The organism is Streptomyces sp. NPDC050121 (assembly GCF_044460385.1).
Lineage (GTDB): Bacteria > Actinomycetota > Actinomycetes > Streptomycetales > Streptomycetaceae > Streptomyces > Streptomyces soliscabiei.
Map to the genome: position 1 here is coordinate 179,222 of NZ_JBITJV010000014.1, position 20,214 is coordinate 199,435.

Sequence of the window (20,214 nt, forward strand, 5' to 3'; positions counted from 1 at the left end):
AGCACACCGCCATGACCGTCCGTGTCGGCATCAACGGCTTCGGCCGCCGGCCGACACGTCAGTCCTGCCCTGCACCGTGCAGAGGAAGGCACCCAGGACGTCGAGGTGGGCTGACGGTGAGGCGGGGGCCGGTCGGCGGCGCGGGGAGGGCCCACCGGCCCAGGGGCGGCCCCGGACAGCCCATGGGCTCCTCCTCCGCTTCGCCGGACGATCGAAGTGCCGAAGCCATGGAGGAGACCTGCGATGACGGACGACCTGCTCGATCGACCCACGGTCCACGCCCTGCTCGCGGACGGCGCCACCGTGTGCATACGGCCGGTGCTGCCGGGCGACCACGACCAGTTGCGGGGACTCTATGAGGAGATGTCGCCGGAGAACCTCCGCCTGCGTTTCTTCGCGGCGAGCCGGCGCTCCGCCGCCATGGCCGCGGACCGGGCCTGCGCCCCGGCCCACCCGGGCTACCGGGCCCTGCTGGCGGAGACGGACGGCCGGGTGATCGGCCTCGCCGAGTACGACACCGGCGGCGAGAAGGACGGCGCGGAGATCTCGATCGCCGTCGCCGACGGAGTGCACCAACGGGGCGTGGGGACCCTGCTCGTCGAGCACCTGGTCTCGGCGGCGCGTACGGAAGGCATCACCACCTTCACCGCCGACGCGCTCAGCGAGAACCACGAGGTGCTCCGCCTTTTCGCCGACCTCGGACTGCGCACCTCCCGCCACTTCGAGGGGCCGGAGGTGCGCTGCACCATCCACCTCGACCAGGACGACACCTACCTGACGGCCGTCGAGGCCCGGGGCCGGTCCGCCGACGTGGCCAGCCTGGTGCCCCTGCTGCGGCCGTCCGTGGTCGCCGTGGTCGGCGCCGGACGCACCCCGGGGTCCGTGGGCCGGGCCATCCTGCACCACCTGCACACGGGCGGCTTCACCGGGCGCCTCTTCGCCGTGAACCCCAAGGTCACCTCGCTGCTCGGCGTGCCGTCCCATCCGTCCGTCGCGGCCCTGCCGAAAACACCCGACCTCGTGATCGTCGCCGTGCCCGCCGCCGCTGTCCCGGCCGTCGCCGAGGAGTGCGGCCGGGCCCGGGTGCGCGCCCTCGTCGTCGTCACCGCCGGTCTCGACCACACCCAGGCCGAGGCCCTGCTGACCGCCTGCCGCACCTACGGCATGCGCCTCGTCGGCCCCAACTGCCTCGGCATCTCCAACACCGAGCCGGGCCTGAGCCTTGACGCGACCTTCGCCGCCGAGCACCCGCGTTCCGGGTCGGCCGGGGTGGCCGTGCAGTCCGGTGGGGTCGGCATCGCCCTGCTCGACGGACTGTCCCGGCTGGGCATCGGGGTCTCCTCGTTCGTCTCCCTCGGCGACAAGTACGACGTCAGCGGCAACGACATGCTCCAGTGGTGGGAGGACGACGGCCGCACCGAGCTCGCCCTGCTGCACCTGGAGTCCTTCGGCAACCCGCGCGCCTTCTCCCGCACCGCCCGCCGCGTCACGCGCCGCATCCCGGTGCTGACCGTCGACGCCGGCCGCACCGACGCGGGCCGTAAGGCGGCCGCCTCGCACACCGCGGCCGCCGCGACCCGCACCATGACCCGTCAGGCACTGTTCACCCAGGCTGGTGTCACCGCGACCCGCTCGGTCGGCGAGCTCCTCGAAACCGCCGCCCTCTTCCACTCCCAGCCGTTGCCCGAAGGCAGTCGCGTCGCGATCGTCACCAACGCGGGCGGCGCGGGAGTGCTCACCGCCGACGCCTGCGCGGAGGCGGGACTGGTCCTTCCCGCGTTCACCCGCGCAGTGAACGACGAGCTGCTCGGTGTCCTGCCGGAGGGCGCCGCGATCGGGAACCCCGTCGACGCCACCGCCGCGGTCTCCGAGGAACAGCTCACCGAGTGCGTCGACCGCCTCACCCGATGCCCCGGCATCGACGCCGTCATCGTCGCCCTGGTCCCCACCGCGGTCGCCACGGCCACCGGTGACGACCTGATCCGGGCCGTCACCACCGCTCCGGCACGTCGGGCGCGGCCGGTGATCGCCGTACGACTGGAGCAGGACCGGTCGGTGCGGCTGCTGCCCGCCGCGGACGGCGGCACCGTCCCCTCGTACGCCGACCCCCAGGCGGCGGCCCGCGCCCTGGCCCACGCCGCCCGGCGCGCCGCCTGGCTCGCCCGCCCGGCCGGAACCGTCCCCGACCTGGACCACATCGAGCCCGAGCGAGCCCGCACGGTCGTCGAGGCGTACCTCGCCAGGAACCCCGACGGCGGCTGGCTCGACCCGCGCACCTGCGCCGAACTGCTCGCCTGCTACACCGTCCCGCAGATCCCGTGGGCCTGGGCAGGGACCGAGGACGAGGCTGTGCTCGCCGCCGACCGGCTGCGCGGCTTCGACGGCCGGGTCGTCATGAAGGCCCACTGGCCCGGACTCCTGCACAAGACGCAGCAGCACGCCGTCCACCTGGACCTGCGCGGCGACTCCCAGGTGCGGGCCGCGTTCCGCGACCTGGAGACCCGCTTCGCCGGACTCATGACCGGCGTGGTCCTGCAACCCCTCGCCGCCCGCGGCACCGAGCTCTTCGCCGGTGTCGTCCAGGACGAGGTCTTCGGCCCGCTCGTCCTGTTCGGGCTCGGCGGCACCGCCACCGAGGTCCTCGCCGACCTCCCCCAGTCTCGGCTTCGCTCGACCGAGGGGACCCCCATCGCCCGCCTCGCCCCGCTCACCGACCGCGACGTCCACGAACTGATCACGTCGCCGCGGTGCGCCCCGCTGCTGCTGGGCGCGAACGGAAACACCCCCGTCGACCTCGAAGAACTGGAACAGCTGCTCCTGAGGCTGTCCCGGATGGCGGCCGACCTGCCGCAACTCGCCGAGGCCGACTTCAACCCCGTCCTGGCGGCACCGGACGGCGTCACCGTGCTCGACGCACGCATACGCCTCCTGCCGCGCCGCCCCCAGGACCCCTACCTGCGCCGACTACGCTGAGGAGGAAAGGCCATGCGACACAACAAGGTCGGCACCGTGATGACCACGGACGTCGTCCGCGCAGAGTACGGCACCCCGTTCAAGGAGGTGGCCCGACTGCTCGCGACCCACCGGATCAGCGGACTGCCGGTCGTCGACGAGGACGACAAGGTCATCGGGGTCCTGTCCGAAACGGACCTGATGATGCACCAGGCGACCACTCCGGACCCGTACGAGCCCAGGCACCGGGCGAGGCTCGCCGAGCTGACGCCCGGTGCCAAACGCCTGGCCGCGAAGGGCAGGGCACGCACCGCGGGCCGGCTGATGACGGCACCGGCCGTCACCGTCCACGCCGACGACACCATCGTCCGGGCCGCCCGCACCATGGCCCAGAAGCACGTGGAACGGCTCCCCGTCCTCGACCAGGAGGACCGGCTCGTCGGCATCGTCACCCGCCGCGACCTCCTCCAGGTCTTCCTGCGGCCCGACCAGGAGATCCGCGAGGAGGTGATCCAGGAAGTCCTGGTGCGCGCGCTGTGGCTGCCACCGGGCAGTGTCGAGGTCTCGGTGACGGAGGGCGTCGTCACGCTCTCCGGACACGCGGAACGCAAGAGCGAGACTCAGATCGCGATGTCCATGACCCGCCGCATCGACGGCGTGGTCGACGTGGTCGGCAAGCTCACCTATCGGCTCGACGACGCACGCCTGCGCACCGAGGAGCAGACACGGGCGATGCACGGTGTGGCCGACGACTGGCTGCGCCGACTGTGAGAGGAGGCCGACCATCATGACCGGCACCATGACCGACACCGTGTTGGTCACCTACGGAACGACGAACGGATCCACGGCGGAGATCGCCGAAGTCGTCGCCGACGTCCTGCGCAAGAGCGGGCTGACCGTCGAGGCGCTGCCGGCCCGGTCCGTGAAGAACGTGGCCCGCTACGACGCCGTCGTGGTCGGCGGAGGGCTCTACGCGGGGCGCTGGCACAAGGACGCGCGGCGGTTCGTCCGCCGCAACCGGGTCCTCCTCGCGGAGCGGCCCGTGTGGCTCTTCAGCAGTGGCCCGCTCGACGCCACCGCCTCCGAGCGGGACATCCCGCCCGTGCGGGGCGTACAGAGGGCCATGATCCGGCTGGATGCCCGCGACCACGTCACCTTCGGAGGATGCCTGGAAGAAGGCGCCAAGGGACGGGTCGCCGGGATGATCCTCCGCTCCGGCAAGGGCGGCGACTACCGGGACTTCGCAGCGATCGAGGCATGGGCCGCAGGCATCGCCGACGCGCTGACGCACGCATAGGAGGAGGGATCGCGTTCGGCCCCGCCCCGGTTCGCGCCGGGCAGCGGGGCCGACCTCATGCCGTGGTCCGGTCCGGTACCAGGGAAACGGGGCCCCCGCGTGCTTGCGCGGGAGGGCCGGCCCGAACGGTCCGACCCACGCCATGGACACACAGGAAGGCTCCAGGCCGCTCTACGGCCTGGAGCCCGGAATCCGTCGTATGTTCAGCTGGTCTTGTGGCCCCATCGTGGTCCCACCTGATCCCATTCCCTGCCCCACTCCTCGACCCGCCGCCGGTCCAGTCGCCACCGGGCGACCGCTCCCGCACCGAACACCAGGCCGGCCAGGCCGGCTGCAGCCGCGGCGCCCAGGCAGCCCGACTCGATCGCCGCCTCGGCGGAGCTCAGCGGCGCGGAGATGAGACGGCCCTGGCCGTCCTGCCAGACCGTGACCATGGATCCGGCCTTGAGACCGGTGTCCACCAGGGTCCGGCCCGTGCGGCTCGAACCGTCGGACGTCGTCCAGCGCACGGTTGCCGTCCGGCGGTCGGAGGTGCCACCGACCGCGGTGGCGGGGAGGGGAACGTCGTCCAGGAGGACGGCTCGCACGGACTGCCGCTCGGCTCGCTGCTGAGCGAACACCTCATCCGCGGCGTGGGCGGTCAGCAGCCCGGCGATGACGCCGCCCACCGTGAAGAGCGTCCACATGGCCAGCACGATCCAGGCTTCGAGGATGTCGTCGCGTCGTCGCAGTGGGTTGTCGCGCCAGCGCCACAACCGGTTCTTCGCGTAGGTCCCGCGGGCCATCGGTCCGCACCTCCTTCTCGTGGTCCTTCTCGTCGTCGTGGTGACACCTCCGAAGGTGACAGCCGGGGCGGTGCCGCGGCATGGGCCGATGAGGGCGTCACGCAGGGCCGCTCGGGACCCACGGCACAACCGGACAGGGCCGTTCAGCCCAAGCCGGCGCGGGCCTGCGCCCGCCCAGGACCAGCAGCCGGAGGGTGCGGCCCGCCGCCGCGCGCCGGACAGGGCCCCTGAACCCATGTGGCTCCTCGCCACCGCGTACGGACTGCGCGCCGCTCCGCTGGATCAGCCCGTCGAACGGACCGGCCTGCGCGGGTCCGGCCGCCGCTCCGACGACACCGCGCATCCGCAGCAGTTCATGCGCCTCGAACACGGGCCGGAGGGTCCGGTCACACCCCGCCGTGCACCAGGCCAGGTTCGGGAGTGGCCGAGTCGGGCCAGCGGGGGTGGACGTCGAACGCGCCGGCCAGGCCCGTGCAGCGGAGGATCCGCCGGAACCGGGCGCTGTCCGCGACCAGACGCAGCCGGCCCTGCCGGGCCCGCGTGCGGTTCAGTGCCCGGCACAGCACCCCCAGCCCCGCGCAGTCGATGAAAGCCACAGCACGCAGGTCGAGAAGCAGGTCGGGGCGTGGACCGGCGGTCAGCGCGTCCAGCTGTGCCGTGAGCGCGGGCACCGTCAGGAGGTCGATCTCGCCGTCGAGGGTCACGGCGGTCGGGCCACCGACGGTGCGATGCGTGCGGTACGGCGTGGACCTCGTGTGGTTGGCGTCCATGGGAGGAGAAAAGCGTGCCGCCGGGGTGCGCGGAAGGGCCGTTCGGTCCCTGTTCGGACGGGTTCGACAGTGCTTCTCCCCACCCGGACGGGACCGTCCGGCAGGTGATGCAGGCCGGACGACCCAAGCGGATCGGATGTTTACCGGACAAGCTGGACGTGTGGGGCGATCTCGCCTCTCGGCTCGCCTATCGGTTCGTCAGCCGGACAGAGGACGGTGAGGAGAATCATGAAGGGCTATGTCTTCCACGGCCCGGGACGGTCCGCCTGGGAAGAGGTACCGGACCCGGCCGTAAAGGAACCCACCGACGCGGTCGTGCGGGTCGGCGCCGTCACCATCTGCGGCACGGACCTGCACATTCTCAAGGGCGACGTGCCCGAGGTGCGCCCCGGCACGGTCCTGGGCCACGAGGCCGTCGGTGAGATCGTGGAGGTCGGCAGCGACGTCCGGACGGTCCGTCCGGGCGACCGGGTGCTGGTCTCCTGCATCAGCTCCTGCGGCCGCTGCCGCTTCTGCCGGGAAGCCAGGTACGGCCAGTGCCGGGGTGGCGGGGGCTGGATCCTCGGCCACCTGATCGACGGCACCCAGGCCGAGTACGTCCGCGTCCCGTACGCCGACCTGTCCGTGCACGCGCTGCCCAGTGCGGTCGAGAGCAAGGACGCCGTCCTGCTGGCGGACATCTTCCCGACCTCCTACGAGGTGGGCGTCCTGAACGGCCACGTGCGGCCGGGCGACACCGTCGCCGTCGTAGGGGCCGGTCCCATCGGCCTCGCGGCTATCGCCACCGCCCGCCTGTTCGCGCCCGAGCGGATCGTCGCCGTCGACCTCGCCGCATCCCGGCTTAAGGCCGCGAAACAGCTCGGTGCGGACGCCGTGGCCTACGCCGCCGAGGGCCCCGAGCAGCTGGTCGCCGATCTCACCGACGGGCTCGGCGCGGACGTGGTCATCGAGGCGGTCGGTGTCCCGGAGAGCTTCGAGATGTGCACCCGCATGGTCCGGCCCGGCGGCCACGTGGCCAACGTCGGTGTCCACGGCAGGCCCGCCACGCTGCACCTCGAAGACCTGTGGATCAAGAACGTGACCATCACCACCGGACTGGTGGACACCCACTCGACCCCCACCCTGCTGCGCATGGCCGCCGCCGGCCGCCTGCCCACCGCGCAGCTGGTCACCCACACCTTCCCGCTGGAGCACATGGAGGAGGCGTACGACGTCTTTGCCCGGGCCGCCGACACCGGCGCCCTCAAGGTGGTGCTCGGCGGGCGGCCACACGACGAGGTCGCCGTCCCGGCGGCCTGACGAGAGGAGGTTACGGACCGTGGCCGAACAGACACGTTCGAACGCGAAACGGAGCGTCGGCCGGCGAACCAGGTGTACAGCGCGCCGCGGGCCGGAGGTCGGCGTGGACAGTGGGTGCCCATCGAACCGTATGCCGTGACCGGACGACGCGTCGCGGTCTGAACAAGGCCTCTCTCGGGAAGGCGGGGGCCGATGGTCCCTGGCCCGGGGCATCCGCGCCGCTCGACGATGGACAGTGCCATTCCGCGATGTCAGGTGAGAGACGAGAAGTCAGATGGACGCCAACGACGGATTCCGCGAACTCGACCGGATGGAGTGCCTGCGTCTGCTGGCCGAAAGGCCTGTGGGGCGCATCGTTTACACGCGGCGGGCGCTCCCCGCAGTTCTGCCGGTCAACTTCCGTCTGGACTCCGACGGCGCGGTGCTGGTGCGCGCCTCGGCCTCCTCCGAACTCGTGACGGCGGTCGACGGAGCGGTCGTAGCCTTCGAGGCCGACGAGGTCGACGCCGCCGCTCACTCCGGCTGGAGCGTCGTGGTCACGGGAACGGCCACGCTCGTGACCGACCCCGCCGAGCACGCACGGCTGCTGCGGATCGGGCCCAGTTCCTGGGTGCCGGCGCCGCGGGAGGTCTTCGTGCGCATCGACCCCCAGCTGGTCACCGGACGCGAACTCGTCGGCGGTCGCACCCTGTACGGAGTGCACCTGCCCCCCTCCTGAACTCCGGTCCCTGTCCTTCGCGAGGTCCGAACGGCCCCTGGAAAAGGGGCCGTTCGGCGTCTCCGCGGGTTCTCCCGACCGCTGCCCGGGGTGGTTGTGGGAACACGAGGCCTGGGCGCGTTGACCGGCCCGGCGTTCGGTTCCGTGAGTCTGCGGCCGGCCGCGCTCGGGCAAGGACCGCTCCTCGTCGTGCGAGGGGACCACGCGTGCGACGACGGCAAGGACGTGTTGCTCGGCCTCGCGGACGACAGGGACGGGCAGGCGGTCCCGGCGTCACGGTGGAGACACACACGGGCTGCGCCGCTCCCTCGGGTGGACTTCTGGCAGCGACGCAGAGGCCGCCGTGGTCGTCATCGGCGCCCACCGTCGGACGAGCGTGCCCGGCCCGCGCCTGGGGCCGGTCGCCCACACGCTGTTGCACCAGGCGCACTGCCCGGTGATCGTCGTGCCACACGGATGACCGGTTCTCCGCCACGTCATGACGCACGTCGTCGGAGGCCGACAGGTTTCCGCGTCGTCGAGTCGCCACGCCGTTCCCACAGGCGCCGTCGGTCTGCACCGGGGCCGGACGGCCCCTCGCGCCGCCGGTGCCTATCGACGGTGCATGGTCTCCAACGCCGCGGCCAGGACGTGAGGGTCGTGGTGGCCCTTGTAGACCTCCGGCGGGTGCTTGTCCAGCTTCAGGAGTTGCGCCACGGCCGCCCAGGCAGTGCGCACGGAGTACTCGACGGTGAAGACGACGTCGTCGGGCACCTCCGCGAACTGTCCGATGAAGGCGAGGTTGACCGACCCCTCCGGGACCACCCGAGGCCGGTCCTCGCGACGGCGGGCCAGGAACTGGCTGGTGATGTACGGCATCACGCACGGCACGACGGTGGAGGCCGCCAGGATCCGCGCCGCGGTCGGCTCGTCGAACGGGAGGTGGTGCAGGACCTCTTCGAGGATCTCCCGGCCGGTGCACATGGTCATCGGTTTGGGTGTGTGGTCGCCGGCACGGGCGGGGAACAGGCCGTAGCCCCACCAGACCCCGACGTCCTCCGGCTGGTCGCGGTAGACGGGCTGGCGGTTGGCGACGATGGTGAGCAGCCAGTTGGATCCGGTGAAGGTCATCAGTCCGCCCTTGCCGGTCGGACGGCCACTGAAGTCCTCGAGTGCCTTGAGGAAGGCGGGGTCCTTGGTGGTGACGGTGAACGACTCCCAGAGGGACTCCTTGACGTGCTTGTCGAAGACGGCCGGATTGCCGAAGTTCTCGCGTCCGCGGGCCAGCCGGTGCCACAGCAGCCAGGCGTCGGAGCGTTGTGGGGCGGGCCGGGGAGCGGAGGTGTGGGTGCCGAGGCTGGACGCGTCGGTCATGGAGCCGTTGGTGACGAGGACCAGATCCTCGGGCGTCACGGTCACCTTCTCGTCGCGGCCGTTCCGGCTCAGATGGATGGTCTCGACCGTGCCGCTTCCGACCCCCGGGGTGAAGCCGAGGTCGGTGACGCGGCAGCCGGTGTGCACGGTGACGCCGCGCTCGTGGAGCCAGGCGGTCAGCGGCCGGACGATGGAGTCGTACTGGTTGTAGCGGGTCCGGTGGATGCCCGACATGGACGCGAACTCGGGGAAGAGGTGGATGAAGCGCCTCAGGTAGCGGCGGAACTCGATCGCGCTGTGCCAGGGCTGGAAGGCGAACGTGGTGCACCACATGAACCAGAAGTTCGTGGTGAAGAAGTGCTCGCCGAAGCAGTCGGTGATCCGCTTGTCGTCGAGGTGCCCTTCGGGGGTGGCCAGACAGCGGACCAGCTCCAGCCGGTCGCGCTCGGAGAAGCCCATCGAGGTGGTGTCGACGATCTTGCCGTCCCCGTCGACGAGCCGGGCGATGTCGTCCCAGGCGAACTCCTCGTGCCCGGCCAGGATCTCCTCGGTCACGGAGACGGCGGGGTCGTCGAGGGTGGGGATGCCGGACAGCAGGTCGTACGTACAGCGGAACTCGGCCTCGAACATGCGGCCGCCGCGCATGGTGTAGCCGGCGTCCGGTGTGCCGCCCGCGTCCAGGCTGCCGCCGAGGGTCTGCTGTTCCTCGAAGAGGTGGATGTCGGATCCCTCGAAGCCGCCGTCGCGGATCAGGAACGTCGCCGCCGCCAGTGCGGCGATGCCGCCGCCCACCAGATATGCCTTTGCCATCACACAACTCCTCGTGCTCGCCGGTCTGTCGGGACACCGTGTGTTCCACGGTGTCCCGCGGTCATGGGGCCGGTCAGTGGGCCGGGCGGCCCTTGACGCGGATCCCGGCGGCCCGGTCGGTGGACCGCTGTGACCGACCGGGCCTGCTGCTGCCGCGGAATCACGCCGTCCGGGCGTCCTCGGCCGTGCCGTCTTTGCCCCGCCACGGCGGTGCCGTCGTGCGGTGTCCGTCGTCCCGGGACAGCGCCGCCTTGTCGGTCCGGCGGCGCAGCCTGTCCTGGAGCTGGTCGACGACCTCCGTGCCGGTCGCCTCCTTGGCGCCCGCGACCACCCGACGACCGCCTACGCGCAGGTCGGCCGTGGCCGACCAGGGGTGGACGGCGTGGTGGGCGCCCGCTCGCTCGATCCGCACCTCGCCCGTGACGGTGGGCATGCCCGGTCGGCCGACGACGGCGTCGATCTTCGTACGGGCGTAGGCCAGGGTGTCCTCGTCCACGGCGCCCTCGGAGCGCAGCCGGACCAGGGGGGTCTCCTGGGCGTGGTCGTTGGTCATACCGGGTCCTTCCTTCGAGGTCTCGGTGGTTTCGGTGTGGTTCAGGCCGCGGAGCCGGGCAGCCACAGATCGGGTCCGAAGACCTCGTAGCGGATGCGCCGCGCGGGAACCCCCGCGCCGAGCAACTGAGCGCGTACCTCTCGCATGAAGGGCAGCGGGCCGCACAGGAACACCGTCGCGGCGTCGGGGAGTCGCGTCCCGCTCACGTTCATCGGGCCGGTGCGTCCGTCGGGTTCCTCCGGTCCGGGCCGCTCGTACCAGAAGACGGCCCGGGCGCAGGGCAGTCGCCCGACGAAGTGCCGCGTCTCGGCGCGCAGGGCGTGGTCGGCGGGGGAGCGGTCGGTGTGCAGGACCAGTACCGGCCGGATCGAGCGGAGGGCGGCGAGGTGGGCCAGGATGCCCGCCATGGGCGTGCAGCCGATGCCGGCCGAGATCAGCACGACGGGGGTGGTGGCGTCCACCGGGTCGTCGAGGAAGACGTCCCCGAACGGCGCGGACAGCAGCAGTTCGTCCCCTTCACGGACGGTGTCGTGCAGCAGGTTGGAGACCTCCCCGTCCGGTGCGCCCGGGTTGCCCTTGACCCGCTTCACGGTGATCCGCCGCAGCTCTCCGCCCGGAGCCGAGGACAGGCTGTACTGGCGCAGTTGGTGCACCCCGTCGGCCATGCCCACGCGGACGCTCACATACTGGCCCGCCCGTGCCCGCGGCGCCGGTTCGCCGTCTGCCGGGCGGAGCAGGAAGGAGACCACGTCGGGTGTCTCGGTACGGCGTTCCACGACCGTCCAGGGCCGCCAGGTCCCGCCGGGCTGGACTCCCGCGTCCTGGTAGAGGAGGGCCTCCCGGCTGATCAGGGCGCCGGCCATCAGCCAGTAGACCTCGTCCCAGGCGGCGGCCACCTCCGGGGTGACCGCGTCGCCCAGGACCTCGGCGATCGCGCCGAACAGATACTTGTGCACGATCGTGTACTGGTCGTCCGTGACGCCGACGGCGGCGTGCTTGTGGGCGATCCGGGACAGCAGCGCGTCCGGCCGCGCTTCGGGATTCTCCAGCAGCGCGGACGCGAAGCCGGCGATCGATCCGGCGAGGGCGCGGCGTTGGGCTCCGCTGGCCTGGTTGCCGCGGTTGAACATCCCGTCGAGCAGCTCCGGGCGGTCGTGGAACATCGTGGCGTAGAAGCGGGTGGTGATCTCGTCGAGCGCTTCGGCCACGGCGGGCAGGGTGGCTCGTACGAGGGCGGTGGATTCTGCGGACAGCATGAACTCTCCTGGGACGAGCGGGAGTTGAGGGAGGATCGGAACGGCGGACTCGGTCAGTTCGTGTCGGCAGGCACGGAGCCGTCGGCCTCCGTGCCACGGCCGTAGTAGGCCGTCCGCATCAGCTCACGCATGTCGTCGAGCATGGGCATCCGCGGGTTGGCCGGCGCGCACTGGTCCTCGAAGGCGTTGAGGGCCTGCTGGGGCAGGGCGTCGAGGAAGGCGTGCTCGTCGACGCCGAGCGCCTGGAACGTCGGCTCGATGCCGACGGAGTCCCGGAGCCGCTCCACAGCCGCCGCGAGGGACTCGACGCCCTCGGCCGGGGTGGCGGCGGGCAGGCCGAGGGTGCGGGCGATGTCCTGGAAGCGTTCGGGGGCCCGGTAGTTCTCGTACTTGGGCCAGCCGGTGAGTTTCGCGGGGACGGTGCCGTTGTAGCGGATGACGTGGGGGAGTAGGACGGCGTTGGTGCGGCCGTGCGCGATGTGGAAGGTGGCGCCGAGGGTGTGGGACATGGCGTGGACGATGCCGAGGAAGGCGTTGCCGAAGGCCATGCCCGCGATGGTGCCGGCGTTGTGCATCTTCTCGCGGGCCCGCTCGCTCGCCGCGCGGTCGTTGACCGCCGCCTCGATGTTCTCGAAGATCATGCGGATCGCGTGCAGTGCGAGGCCGTCGGTGAAGTCGTTGGCGTAGACCGACACGTACGCCTCGATGGCGTGGGTCAGGGCGTCGAAGCCGCTGTCGGCGGCCAGCGCGCGGGGCAGCGCGGTGGTGAGCAGCGGGTCGACGATGGCCACGCTCGGGGTGAGCGCGTAATCGGCCAGCGGGTACTTCTTGCCGGTCGCGGGATCGGAGATGACGGCGAAGGGGGTCACCTCGGCACCGGTGCCCGAGGTCGTGGGGATGCACACGAGCCGGGCGAGCTTGCCGAGGACCGGGAAGCGGAAGGCCCGCTTGCGGATGTCGGAGAACTTGTGCCGCATGTCGGCGAAGTCGACGTCTTTGCCCTCGGCCTGCTGCTCGTACAGCAGCCACATCACCTTGGCCGCGTCCATGGGCGAGCCGCCGCCGAGAGCGATGATGGTGTCGGGGCGGAAGTCGCCCATGAGGCGGGCGCCGCGCCGGACGGAGTCGATGCTGGGCTCCGGCTCGACGTTGTCGATGACCTGGACGGTCACCGGCTCGTGCCGTCGCCGCAGCACGCGCTCGACCCGGTCGACGAGCCCGAGGCGGGTCATCGTGGCGTCGGTGACGATCGTGACGCGGTGGACGTCCGGCATCGAGGCGAGGTAGCGGATGGACTGGGGCTCGAAGTAGATCTTCGGCGGGACCTTGAACCACTGGAGGTTGTTGCGCCGCACCGAGACCCGTTTGACGTTCAGCAGTTGGGCGGCGGAGACGTTGTTGGACACCGAGGTGCTGCCCCAGGAGCCGCAGCCCAGGGTGAGCGACGGCAGCAGGCTGTTGTAGATGCCGCCGATGGCGCCCTGCGAGGAGGGTGCGTTGACGATGATGCGTACGGTCTTCATCCGGCGGCCGTAGGCCTCGGCGAGTTCGAGATCGCCGGTGTGGATCACGGCACTGTGGCCCTGGCCGTGGAAGGCGACCATGTCGGCGGCCAGGCCGAAGCCCTGCCGCTCGGATTCGGCGCGCAGCACGGCGAGCACGGGACACAGCTTCTCGCGGGTCAGGGGCTCGTCGGGGCCGACCCGGTCGGCCTCGACCAGGATGAGCGAGGTGTCCGCGGGAACGGTGAAGCCGGCCTGCCCGGCGATCCACGCCGGGCTCTGCCCGACCGCCGCGGAGTTGACCTTGGGCTCGCAGCCCGCGCCCGCGGCGTCCGCCCTGCTCGCGGGGAACAGGAAGGTCTCCAGCTTCGCCTTCTCCTCGGCGGTGGCCAAGTGGGCGTGCAGGGTGCGGAATTCGGCGAGGACCGCGTCGTAGACCTCCGAGTCGAGGATCACGGCCTGTTCGGAGGCGCAGATCATGCCGTTGTCGAACGACTTGGACAGCACCAGGTCGTTGACGGCCCGGCGCACGTCCGCGCTGCGGTGCACGTAGGCGGGAACGTTGCCAGCGCCCACACCGAGGGCGGGCTTGCCGGCCGAGTAGGCGGCCCTGACCATGGCGTTGCCGCCGGTGGCGAGGATGAGGGAGACGCCCGGGTGCCTCATCAGGGCGCCGGTCGCCTCGACGGACGGGGTCTCGATCCACTGCACACAGTGCTCCGGCGCACCCGCGGCGACCGCCGCGTCCCGCACGACACGGGCCGCCTCCGTGCTGCACTTCTGGGCGGAGGGGTGGAAGGCGAACACGACGGGGTTGCGGGTCTTCAGCGCCATCAGCGCCTTGAAGATCGTGGTGGACGTCGGGTTGGTGACGGGCGTGACCGCGCACACCACGCCGACGGGCTCGGCCACCTCGGTCATGTCGTCGATGTCGTCGCGGGCGATGACGCCGACGGTCTTCATCGGGCCCATGCTGTGCGTGACGTACTCGCAGGCGAACATGTTCTTGGCGGCCTTGTCCTCGAAGACGCCGCGCCCGGTCTCCTCCACCGTGAGCCGGGCCAGCGAAGTGTGCTGGTCCAGGGCGGCGACCGAGGCCTTCTTCACGATGTGGTCGACCTGCTCCTGATCGAGCGCCTCGTAGTCGGCGAGTGCCTTGAGCCCGTTCGTCACCAGGCGGTCCACCGCGACGGCGATGTCGGACGGTGCGCCGAGGGGGTCGGTGGTCGCGGTGCGGTCGTCGTGGCGGGTCATGGGGGCGAGCCTCCGTCGTCGAACGGCGCCGCACGGACGGCGGCGAGAGGGAGGGAGCGGTACCGCGGGACGGGGGCGGTACCGCTTCCACCAGCAGCGTCTCCCGTCAGCGGGGTCCCAGAGCAGGTCCCGTTGGTCCCTTCAGCGGGCCGAACGGCCCCGAAGTCCCGCGGAGATCCAGCCTGTTGACGACGCCGACCACGCCGTCGACCCGGTACGTCAGCCGGATCGCGAGAGCGAGATCCCCGCCGTTCTCCAGGGGCCCGTGCAGCGTGACCATGCCGTCCCGGACCGACACGTCCACCTCGCGGGCGGGCCGGCCCAGGGCGTGCGGCAGTACGTCGTCGCGGACCTCCCGGCGGATCTCGTCGTCGGTCCGAAGGAACACCCGCAGCAGATCGCGCCGGGTGGCGATGCCGATCAACCGGTCCTCCTCGTCCACCACCGGCAGCCGCTCGACACCGTGCCGCTCCATCACCCGCGCCGCGTCCGCGATGCGCTGTTCCGGATGGACGGTGACAGCGGGAGTCGACATCAGCTCCCGCGCCGTGACGGGACGGCGGTCCGGTGCCCCGGCCGCCTGATGGCGAATCAGGTCGGTCCCGGAGATCACTCCGACGACCTTGTCGTCTGCGTCCACGACGGGCAGTCCGCTGATGCGGTGCCGGTCCAGCAGCCGTACGACGTCCTTGAACGGCGTCTCCCGGTGGGCCTGGACGACCTCATGGGTCATCACCTCGCCGACGATGCGGGCCATGCGACCCACCTCCTTCTCATCTGCTGTCGCTCGTCCCGGTGTCCGGGAGTGCCGCACGTCCGGCCTCCAGGCGTGCGACGGGCACGCGGAACGGGGAGCAGGAGACGTAGTCCAATCCGGCCGTGTGGAAGAAGTGGACGGAGTCGGGGTCCCCGCCGTGCTCGCCGCAGACGCCGATCTTCAGGCCGGGGCGTGTGGCACGGCCCTCGTCGACGGCGATGCGGACGAGCCGGCCCACTCCGTCGCGGTCGAGGGTCTCGAACGGCGAGGTGGCGAAGATGCCCTTGTCGAGGTAGGCGGAGAAGAAGGCCGCCTCGACGTCGTCGCGGGAGAAGCCCCAGGTGGTCTGGGTGAGGTCGTTGGTGCCGAAGGAGAAGAACTCCGCCTCCTCGGCGATCCGGCCGGCCGTGAGCGCGGCCCGGGGCAGCTCGATCATGGTGCCGACCGGGCAGCGCACGGTGACGCCGGACTCCTCGGAGACCTCGGCGAGGACGCGTTCCACCTCGGCCCGCTCGATGCGCAGTTCCTCGACGGCGCCCACCAGCGGCACCATGATCTCCGCCCTGGGGCGACCCCCGGCCCGCGTGCGTTCGGCGACCGCCTCGGCGACCGCCCGCACCTGCATGGCGACCAGCCCCGGTACCACCAGGCCCAGCCGCACGCCACGCAGGCCGAGCATCGGGTTCTCCTCGTGCATGCGGTTGACCGCGTCGAGCAGCTCGGTGTCGTGCGGATCGGGCACCTCGCCCCTGCCCTCGGCGGCGGCGATACGCACGGCGAGGTCGGTGCGGTCGGGGAGGAACTCGTGCAGGGGCGGGTCGATGAGCCGGATGGTGACCGGCAGACCGTCCATCGCCTCCAGGATGCCGGTGAAGTCCTGCCGCTGGAGCGGCAGCAGCGCGCCCAGTGCCTTCTCACGCTCGGACTCGTCGCGGGCCAGGATCATCGCCTCGACCAGCTTGCGGCGCTCGCCGAGGAACATGTGCTCGGTGCGGCACAGTCCCACGCCCTGCGCGCCGAACCGCCGGGCGCGCGCGGCGTCCTCGGGGGTGTCGGCGTTCGCCCGCACCTCCAACCGTCGGGCCCCGTCGGCCCGTTCCATGGCGCGGGCCACGGCCGCGACCAGCCCGGGGGCCTGCTCTCCGGTCTCGAACCAGCGCATCACCGCGGAGTCGACGAGCGGCGCGGCGCCGAGGTAAACGGTGCCCTCGGAGCCGTCGACGGAGATGACGGTGCCCTCCTCGACGACGGTGTCCCCCACGCTGAAGCGACGTGCCGCGGCGTCGACGGTGAGTTCCTCGGCACCGCACACGCAGACCGTGCCCATTCCCCGGGCGACCACGGCCGCGTGACTGGTCTTGCCGCCGCGGCTGGTCAGAACAGCCTGGGCGGCGATCATGCCCGGCAGGTCGTCGGGGGTCGTCTCCTGGCGGACGAGGACGACCTTCTCGCCCACGGCGGCCCGGCGGACCGCCTCGGCCGAGTCGAACACCGCCGCGCCCACGGCCGCGCCCGGCGAGGCCGGCAGACCGTGCGCGAGCGCCTCGCCGACGGCCGAGGTGTCGAACCGGGGGAACATCAGCCGGGCCAGGCCGTGCCCGTCGACCCGGGCCAGGCCCTCGTCGGGCGTGATCAGGCCCTCGTCGGCCAGCTCCGCGGCGATGGCGAACGCGGCCTCGGCGGTGCGCTTGCCGACCCGGGTCTGCAGCATCCACAGCCGACCGCGCTCGATGGTGAACTCGATGTCGCACAGATCCCGGTAATGCGTCTCCAACGTCCGCATGTGCGAACGCAGTTGTTCGTACGAAGCCGGGTCCAGCTCCTCCAGGGCGGTCAGCGGGACGGTGTTGCGGATGCCCGCGACGACGTCCTCGCCCTGCGCGTTCGCCAGGTAGTCGCCGTACAGGCCGGGACGTCCCGTGGCCGGGTCCCGGGTGAAGGCGACCCCGCTGCCGGAGTCGGCGCCGAGGTTGCCGAAGACCATGGTCTGCACGTTCACCGCGGTGCCCAGGTCGTCCGGGATGTGTTCCCGGCGCCGGTAGACCCGGGCGCGCTCGCCCCGCCAGGACTCGAACACGCCGAGCACCGCGCGGCGCAGCTGCTCGGCCGGAGACTGCGGGAAGTCCTCGCCGGTCTCCCGCCGGATCAGGTCCTTGTACGTCGCCACGAGCCCGGCCAGGTCCGCCGCGCCGAGGCCGAGGTCGTTCACCGCGCCCCGCGTCCGCTTGAGGCCGGTCAGGGCGCTTTCGAACAGCGAGCCGTCGACGCCCATGACCGTGCTGCCGAACATCTGTACGAGACGACGGTACGAGTCCCAGGCAAAGCGGTCGTTTCCGGAGACCTTGGCCAGGCCGAGCACGGATTCGTCGGTCAGGCCGATGTCGAGGATCGTCTCCATCATGCCGGGCATGGAGAACCGGGCTCCGGAGCGGACCGACAGCAGCAGCGGGTCGTCGGGCTGACCGAGCCGCCGCCCCGCGAACCGCTCCAGGGCGGTCAGGTGCTCGGAGATCTCGCCGGCCAGGGCGTCCGGCTCGTTGCCGGTTGCCAGGAAGGCCCGGCAGGCCTCGGTGGTCACCGTGAAGCCCGGCGGGACGGGCAGGCCCAACCGAGTCATCTCGGCCAGGTTCGCGCCCTTGCCGCCGAGCAGGGCGGCCAGGTCACGACCACCTTCCGCGAAGTCGTACACGTAACGGACCATGACGCCGGTCTCCTCCGATGGGCTTCGGGCTGGCTACCTCTCCAGCGTCCGACCGCCGGGAGCGGAAAGGGCAGGTGCTGTCCGTCCCCACCAGGGGGCCGGTCGGCCCAGGCGGAACCATCCCGCGGTCTGCTGAACCGGATGCGTCGAACGAGCCGCCGGCACTCGGCCCGATTCGCTTCCCCGGCCGTCGGCCGACCACTACCGTGATACATGATCGGACCGCTGGGTGTCCGCGCCCGGAGGGGACCTGGAGGAGTACCGGTGGGAAGCCCCGAGGACGCTCGCGTACGGCTGCCTCAGCTGCGGCTGGACGAGCTGCTGGAGGAGTTGCAGGCGCGGCTGGACGCGGCCCGGGGCACCCGAGACCGGGTGCACAGCCTGCTGGAGGCGGTGCTGTCGGTCGGCCGGGAACTGGAGCTGGAACAGGCCCTGCACAGCATCGTGGAGGCCGCCGCGGTGCTGGTCGACGCGGAGTACGCGGCGCTGGGTGTGATCGGTCCGGACGGCAAACGGCTGTCGGCCTTCCACACCGTGGGCGTCAGCGAGGAGCAGATTGCCCGGATCGGCCCCTATCCGGAGGGCCACGGCATCCTGGGGGAGCTGATCAACCACCCCGAGCCGCTGCGGCTGGCGAAGATCTCCGAGCACCCGGCCTCTTACGGCTTCCCGGCGCACCACCCGCCGATGAACACCTTCCTCGGCGTCCCGATCCGGGTGCGGGACCAGGTCTTCGGCAACCTGTACCTGACCGAGAAGCGGGACGGCGCGCAGTTCGACGAGGAGGACGTCTCGGTCACCCTGACGCTGGCCGTGGCGGCCGGAGTCGCGATCGACAACGCCCGTCTCTACGAGGAGTCCCGGCTGCGGGAACGCTGGCTGCGGGCGAACGCGGAGATCACCCACAGCCTGATGGCCGGCGGGGAGCGCGCCGAGGTGCTCGCTCTCATCGCCGAGCGGGCCGGCGAGATCACCGGATCCGCTCTGACGGCGGTGGCGCTGCCGATGGAGGACACCGGGACGCTCGCCGTGGAGATCGCCGTGGGCATGGACGCCGAGGCGCACCGCGGCCTCGTCCTGCCGATGGACAGCAGCCTGATGGGGCTGGCCTTCTCCGCCGCCGCCCCGGTCTCCAGCGCGGACGTCGGTCAGGACGAACGGATCTCCCTGGAGCCTTCCCGGTTCGACGGACTCGGTCCCGCCGTGGCCGTGCCCATCGGCACAGGCGAGACGGGTCCGCGAGGCGTGCTCCTGCTCGCGCGCAAGACCGGCCGGCCGGTGTTCTCGGCGACGGAGACCGAGACCCTGCAGGGCTTCGCCGCGCAGGCCGCCCTCGCGATGGAGCTGGCGGAACGCCGCCAGGACGCCGAGCAGGTCGCGCTGCTCCAGGACCGCGACCGGATCGCGCGGGACCTGCACGACCTCGCGATCCAACGGCTCTTCGCCACCGGCATGACCCTGCAGAGCGCGGGCCGCTTCATCGAGCACGAGGAGGCCGCCGAGCGCGTGGTGCGCGCGGTCGACGACCTCGACGAGACCATCAAGATCATCAGGTCGACGATCTTCGGCCTGCGCACCCGCGAGGGAGCCGGAGAGGCCGGCCTGCGGGCGCGGGCCGTACGGGTGGTGGGGGAAGCGGCACCGGTTCTGGGCTTCGCCCCCAGCGTGCGCATGGAAGGGCTGCTGGACACCGACGTCCCGAAGGAGATCGCCGACCACGTGGTGGCGGTGCTCTCCGAGGCCCTGACCAACGTCGCCCGCCACGCGCGCGCGGACCGTGCCGACGTGCTCCTGGCCACGGACGGGTGGGAGATACGGCTGTCGGTCACGGACAACGGAGTGGGCATCCCGGAGGGCGGCCGCCGTAGCGGGCTGCGCAACATGGCCGAACGTGCCGAGCAGTTCGGCGGCCGACTGGAACTGGGGAAGCCCGAGAGCGGCGGCACCATCCTGGTGTGGCGGGTGCCGACGCAGAAGCGGTAGGGCCCCGGCGGGTATCGGCGGCCGCGGAGTCAAGCGCCGACCGGAGTGGGTCGCGGCAGCCTTCGCCCCGGCTCCCGCCCGGCCGGACACCGCCACCGCACGACAGGGCGGGAAGGACGCCACCCGCTTCTCGCGGATCCTGATCGCGCGGTGCGCGGCCCCTGCGACCGCTTCCCCGCGCCCTGGCCGGGTCCTTCCCGCCACTCCCAGCACACCACCTGGAC

The 20,214-nt window shown here is 71.8% G+C and carries 14 protein-coding genes and 1 pseudogene; 7 read left to right on the forward strand and 8 right to left on the reverse strand.

Translation table 11 applies throughout. From position 1 onward, the window contains the following. Positions 1–243 precede the first annotated feature (243 nt). From ACIBTS_RS22725 to ACIBTS_RS22735, 3 genes are read left to right on the forward strand one after another with little or no spacing between them, the layout of a single operon-like run. Positions 244–2,973, forward strand: a complete 2,730-nt coding sequence (locus tag ACIBTS_RS22725; RefSeq protein ID WP_399321616.1) for a GNAT family N-acetyltransferase — start codon at positions 244–246, stop codon at positions 2,971–2,973. A gap of 12 nt (positions 2,974–2,985) precedes the next feature. Then, positions 2,986–3,723 carry a CBS domain-containing protein gene (locus ACIBTS_RS22730; protein ID WP_399321618.1) on the forward strand — a complete coding sequence of 246 codons (738 nt, stop codon included), beginning with the start codon at positions 2,986–2,988 and terminating at the stop codon, positions 3,721–3,723. A 28-nt stretch (positions 3,724–3,751) separates the two neighbouring features. Beyond that, entirely contained in the window at positions 3,752–4,249 is a 498-nt protein-coding gene (locus ACIBTS_RS22735) for a flavodoxin domain-containing protein (RefSeq protein ID WP_399321735.1), read from the forward strand. Positions 4,250–4,452: 203 nt separating this feature from the next. Here the strand turns inward: ACIBTS_RS22735 and ACIBTS_RS22740 are convergent, their stop codons facing one another. Further along, complete coding sequence (locus tag ACIBTS_RS22740; RefSeq protein WP_399321619.1) at positions 4,453–5,034, reverse strand: hypothetical protein; 582 nt, start codon at positions 5,032–5,034, stop codon at positions 4,453–4,455. A 386-nt stretch (positions 5,035–5,420) separates the two neighbouring features. Beyond that, positions 5,421–5,804, reverse strand: a complete 384-nt coding sequence (locus tag ACIBTS_RS22745; RefSeq protein WP_399321621.1) for an STAS domain-containing protein — start codon at positions 5,802–5,804, stop codon at positions 5,421–5,423. A 228-nt stretch (positions 5,805–6,032) separates the two neighbouring features. On the opposite strand from ACIBTS_RS22745, the gene ACIBTS_RS22750 reads away from it, so the two are divergent. From ACIBTS_RS22750 to ACIBTS_RS22760, 3 genes are all read left to right on the forward strand, one after another. Next, positions 6,033–7,103, forward strand: a complete 1,071-nt coding sequence (locus ACIBTS_RS22750; protein ID WP_399321623.1) for a zinc-dependent alcohol dehydrogenase family protein — start codon at positions 6,033–6,035, stop codon at positions 7,101–7,103. A gap of 274 nt (positions 7,104–7,377) precedes the next feature. Next, positions 7,378–7,821, forward strand: coding sequence for a pyridoxamine 5'-phosphate oxidase family protein (locus ACIBTS_RS22755; RefSeq protein WP_319670731.1), 444 nt, complete (start codon positions 7,378–7,380; stop codon positions 7,819–7,821). 376 nt (positions 7,822–8,197) lie between these two features. Beyond that, entirely contained in the window at positions 8,198–8,281 is an 84-nt protein-coding gene (locus tag ACIBTS_RS22760; RefSeq protein WP_399321737.1) for a hypothetical protein, read from the forward strand. A 131-nt stretch (positions 8,282–8,412) separates the two neighbouring features. Here ACIBTS_RS22760 and ACIBTS_RS22765 read toward each other — a convergent pair. From ACIBTS_RS22765 to ppdK, 6 genes and pseudogenes are all read right to left on the reverse strand, one after another. Next, a pseudogene (locus ACIBTS_RS22765) lies at positions 8,413–10,002 on the reverse strand (oleate hydratase); the annotation flags it as partial. Positions 10,003–10,144: 142 nt separating this feature from the next. Then, positions 10,145–10,537 carry a hypothetical protein gene (locus ACIBTS_RS22770; RefSeq protein WP_319670732.1) on the reverse strand — a complete coding sequence of 131 codons (393 nt, stop codon included), beginning with the start codon at positions 10,535–10,537 and terminating at the stop codon, positions 10,145–10,147. 41 nt (positions 10,538–10,578) lie between these two features. Next, positions 10,579–11,793, reverse strand: a complete 1,215-nt coding sequence (locus tag ACIBTS_RS22775; protein WP_399321625.1) for a globin domain-containing protein — start codon at positions 11,791–11,793, stop codon at positions 10,579–10,581. Positions 11,794–11,846: 53 nt separating this feature from the next. Next, positions 11,847–14,549, reverse strand: a complete 2,703-nt coding sequence (gene adhE / locus ACIBTS_RS22780) for a bifunctional acetaldehyde-CoA/alcohol dehydrogenase (protein WP_399321627.1) — start codon at positions 14,547–14,549, stop codon at positions 11,847–11,849. Positions 14,550–14,655: 106 nt separating this feature from the next. Then, complete coding sequence (locus tag ACIBTS_RS22785; protein WP_399321628.1) at positions 14,656–15,306, reverse strand: CBS domain-containing protein; 651 nt, start codon at positions 15,304–15,306, stop codon at positions 14,656–14,658. Between the two features lie 16 nt (positions 15,307–15,322). Continuing rightward, positions 15,323–18,007, reverse strand: coding sequence for a pyruvate, phosphate dikinase (gene ppdK, locus ACIBTS_RS22790; RefSeq protein WP_399321629.1), 2,685 nt, complete (start codon positions 18,005–18,007; stop codon positions 15,323–15,325). 264 nt (positions 18,008–18,271) lie between these two features. Between ppdK and ACIBTS_RS22795 the strand changes: the two genes are divergently transcribed. Further along, a complete protein-coding gene (locus ACIBTS_RS22795) occupies positions 18,272–19,990 on the forward strand; it encodes a GAF domain-containing protein (RefSeq protein WP_399321631.1) in 1,719 nt (572 codons plus the stop codon). Positions 19,991–20,214 lie beyond the last annotated feature (224 nt).

What these genes read in the sequence shown, in the direction of transcription:
- ACIBTS_RS22740 (WP_399321619.1), bottom strand. Translation starts at nt 5,034, where the DNA reads ATGGCCCGCGGGACCTACGCGAAGAACCGGTTGTGGCGCTGGCGCGAC.
- ACIBTS_RS22725 (WP_399321616.1), top strand. Translation starts at nt 244, where the DNA reads ATGACGGACGACCTGCTCGATCGACCCACGGTCCACGCCCTGCTCGCG.
- ACIBTS_RS22730 (WP_399321618.1), top strand. Translation starts at nt 2,986, where the DNA reads ATGCGACACAACAAGGTCGGCACCGTGATGACCACGGACGTCGTCCGC.
- ACIBTS_RS22735 (WP_399321735.1), top strand. Translation starts at nt 3,752, where the DNA reads ATGACCGACACCGTGTTGGTCACCTACGGAACGACGAACGGATCCACG.
- ACIBTS_RS22745 (WP_399321621.1), bottom strand. Translation starts at nt 5,804, where the DNA reads ATGGACGCCAACCACACGAGGTCCACGCCGTACCGCACGCATCGCACC.
- ACIBTS_RS22775 (WP_399321625.1), bottom strand. Translation starts at nt 11,793, where the DNA reads ATGCTGTCCGCAGAATCCACCGCCCTCGTACGAGCCACCCTGCCCGCC.
- adhE (WP_399321627.1), bottom strand. Translation starts at nt 14,549, where the DNA reads ATGACCCGCCACGACGACCGCACCGCGACCACCGACCCCCTCGGCGCA.
- ACIBTS_RS22785 (WP_399321628.1), bottom strand. Translation starts at nt 15,306, where the DNA reads ATGGCCCGCATCGTCGGCGAGGTGATGACCCATGAGGTCGTCCAGGCC.
- ACIBTS_RS22755 (WP_319670731.1), top strand. Translation starts at nt 7,378, where the DNA reads ATGGACGCCAACGACGGATTCCGCGAACTCGACCGGATGGAGTGCCTG.
- ppdK (WP_399321629.1), bottom strand. Translation starts at nt 18,007, where the DNA reads ATGGTCCGTTACGTGTACGACTTCGCGGAAGGTGGTCGTGACCTGGCC.
- ACIBTS_RS22750 (WP_399321623.1), top strand. Translation starts at nt 6,033, where the DNA reads ATGAAGGGCTATGTCTTCCACGGCCCGGGACGGTCCGCCTGGGAAGAG.
- ACIBTS_RS22770 (WP_319670732.1), bottom strand. Translation starts at nt 10,537, where the DNA reads ATGACCAACGACCACGCCCAGGAGACCCCCCTGGTCCGGCTGCGCTCC.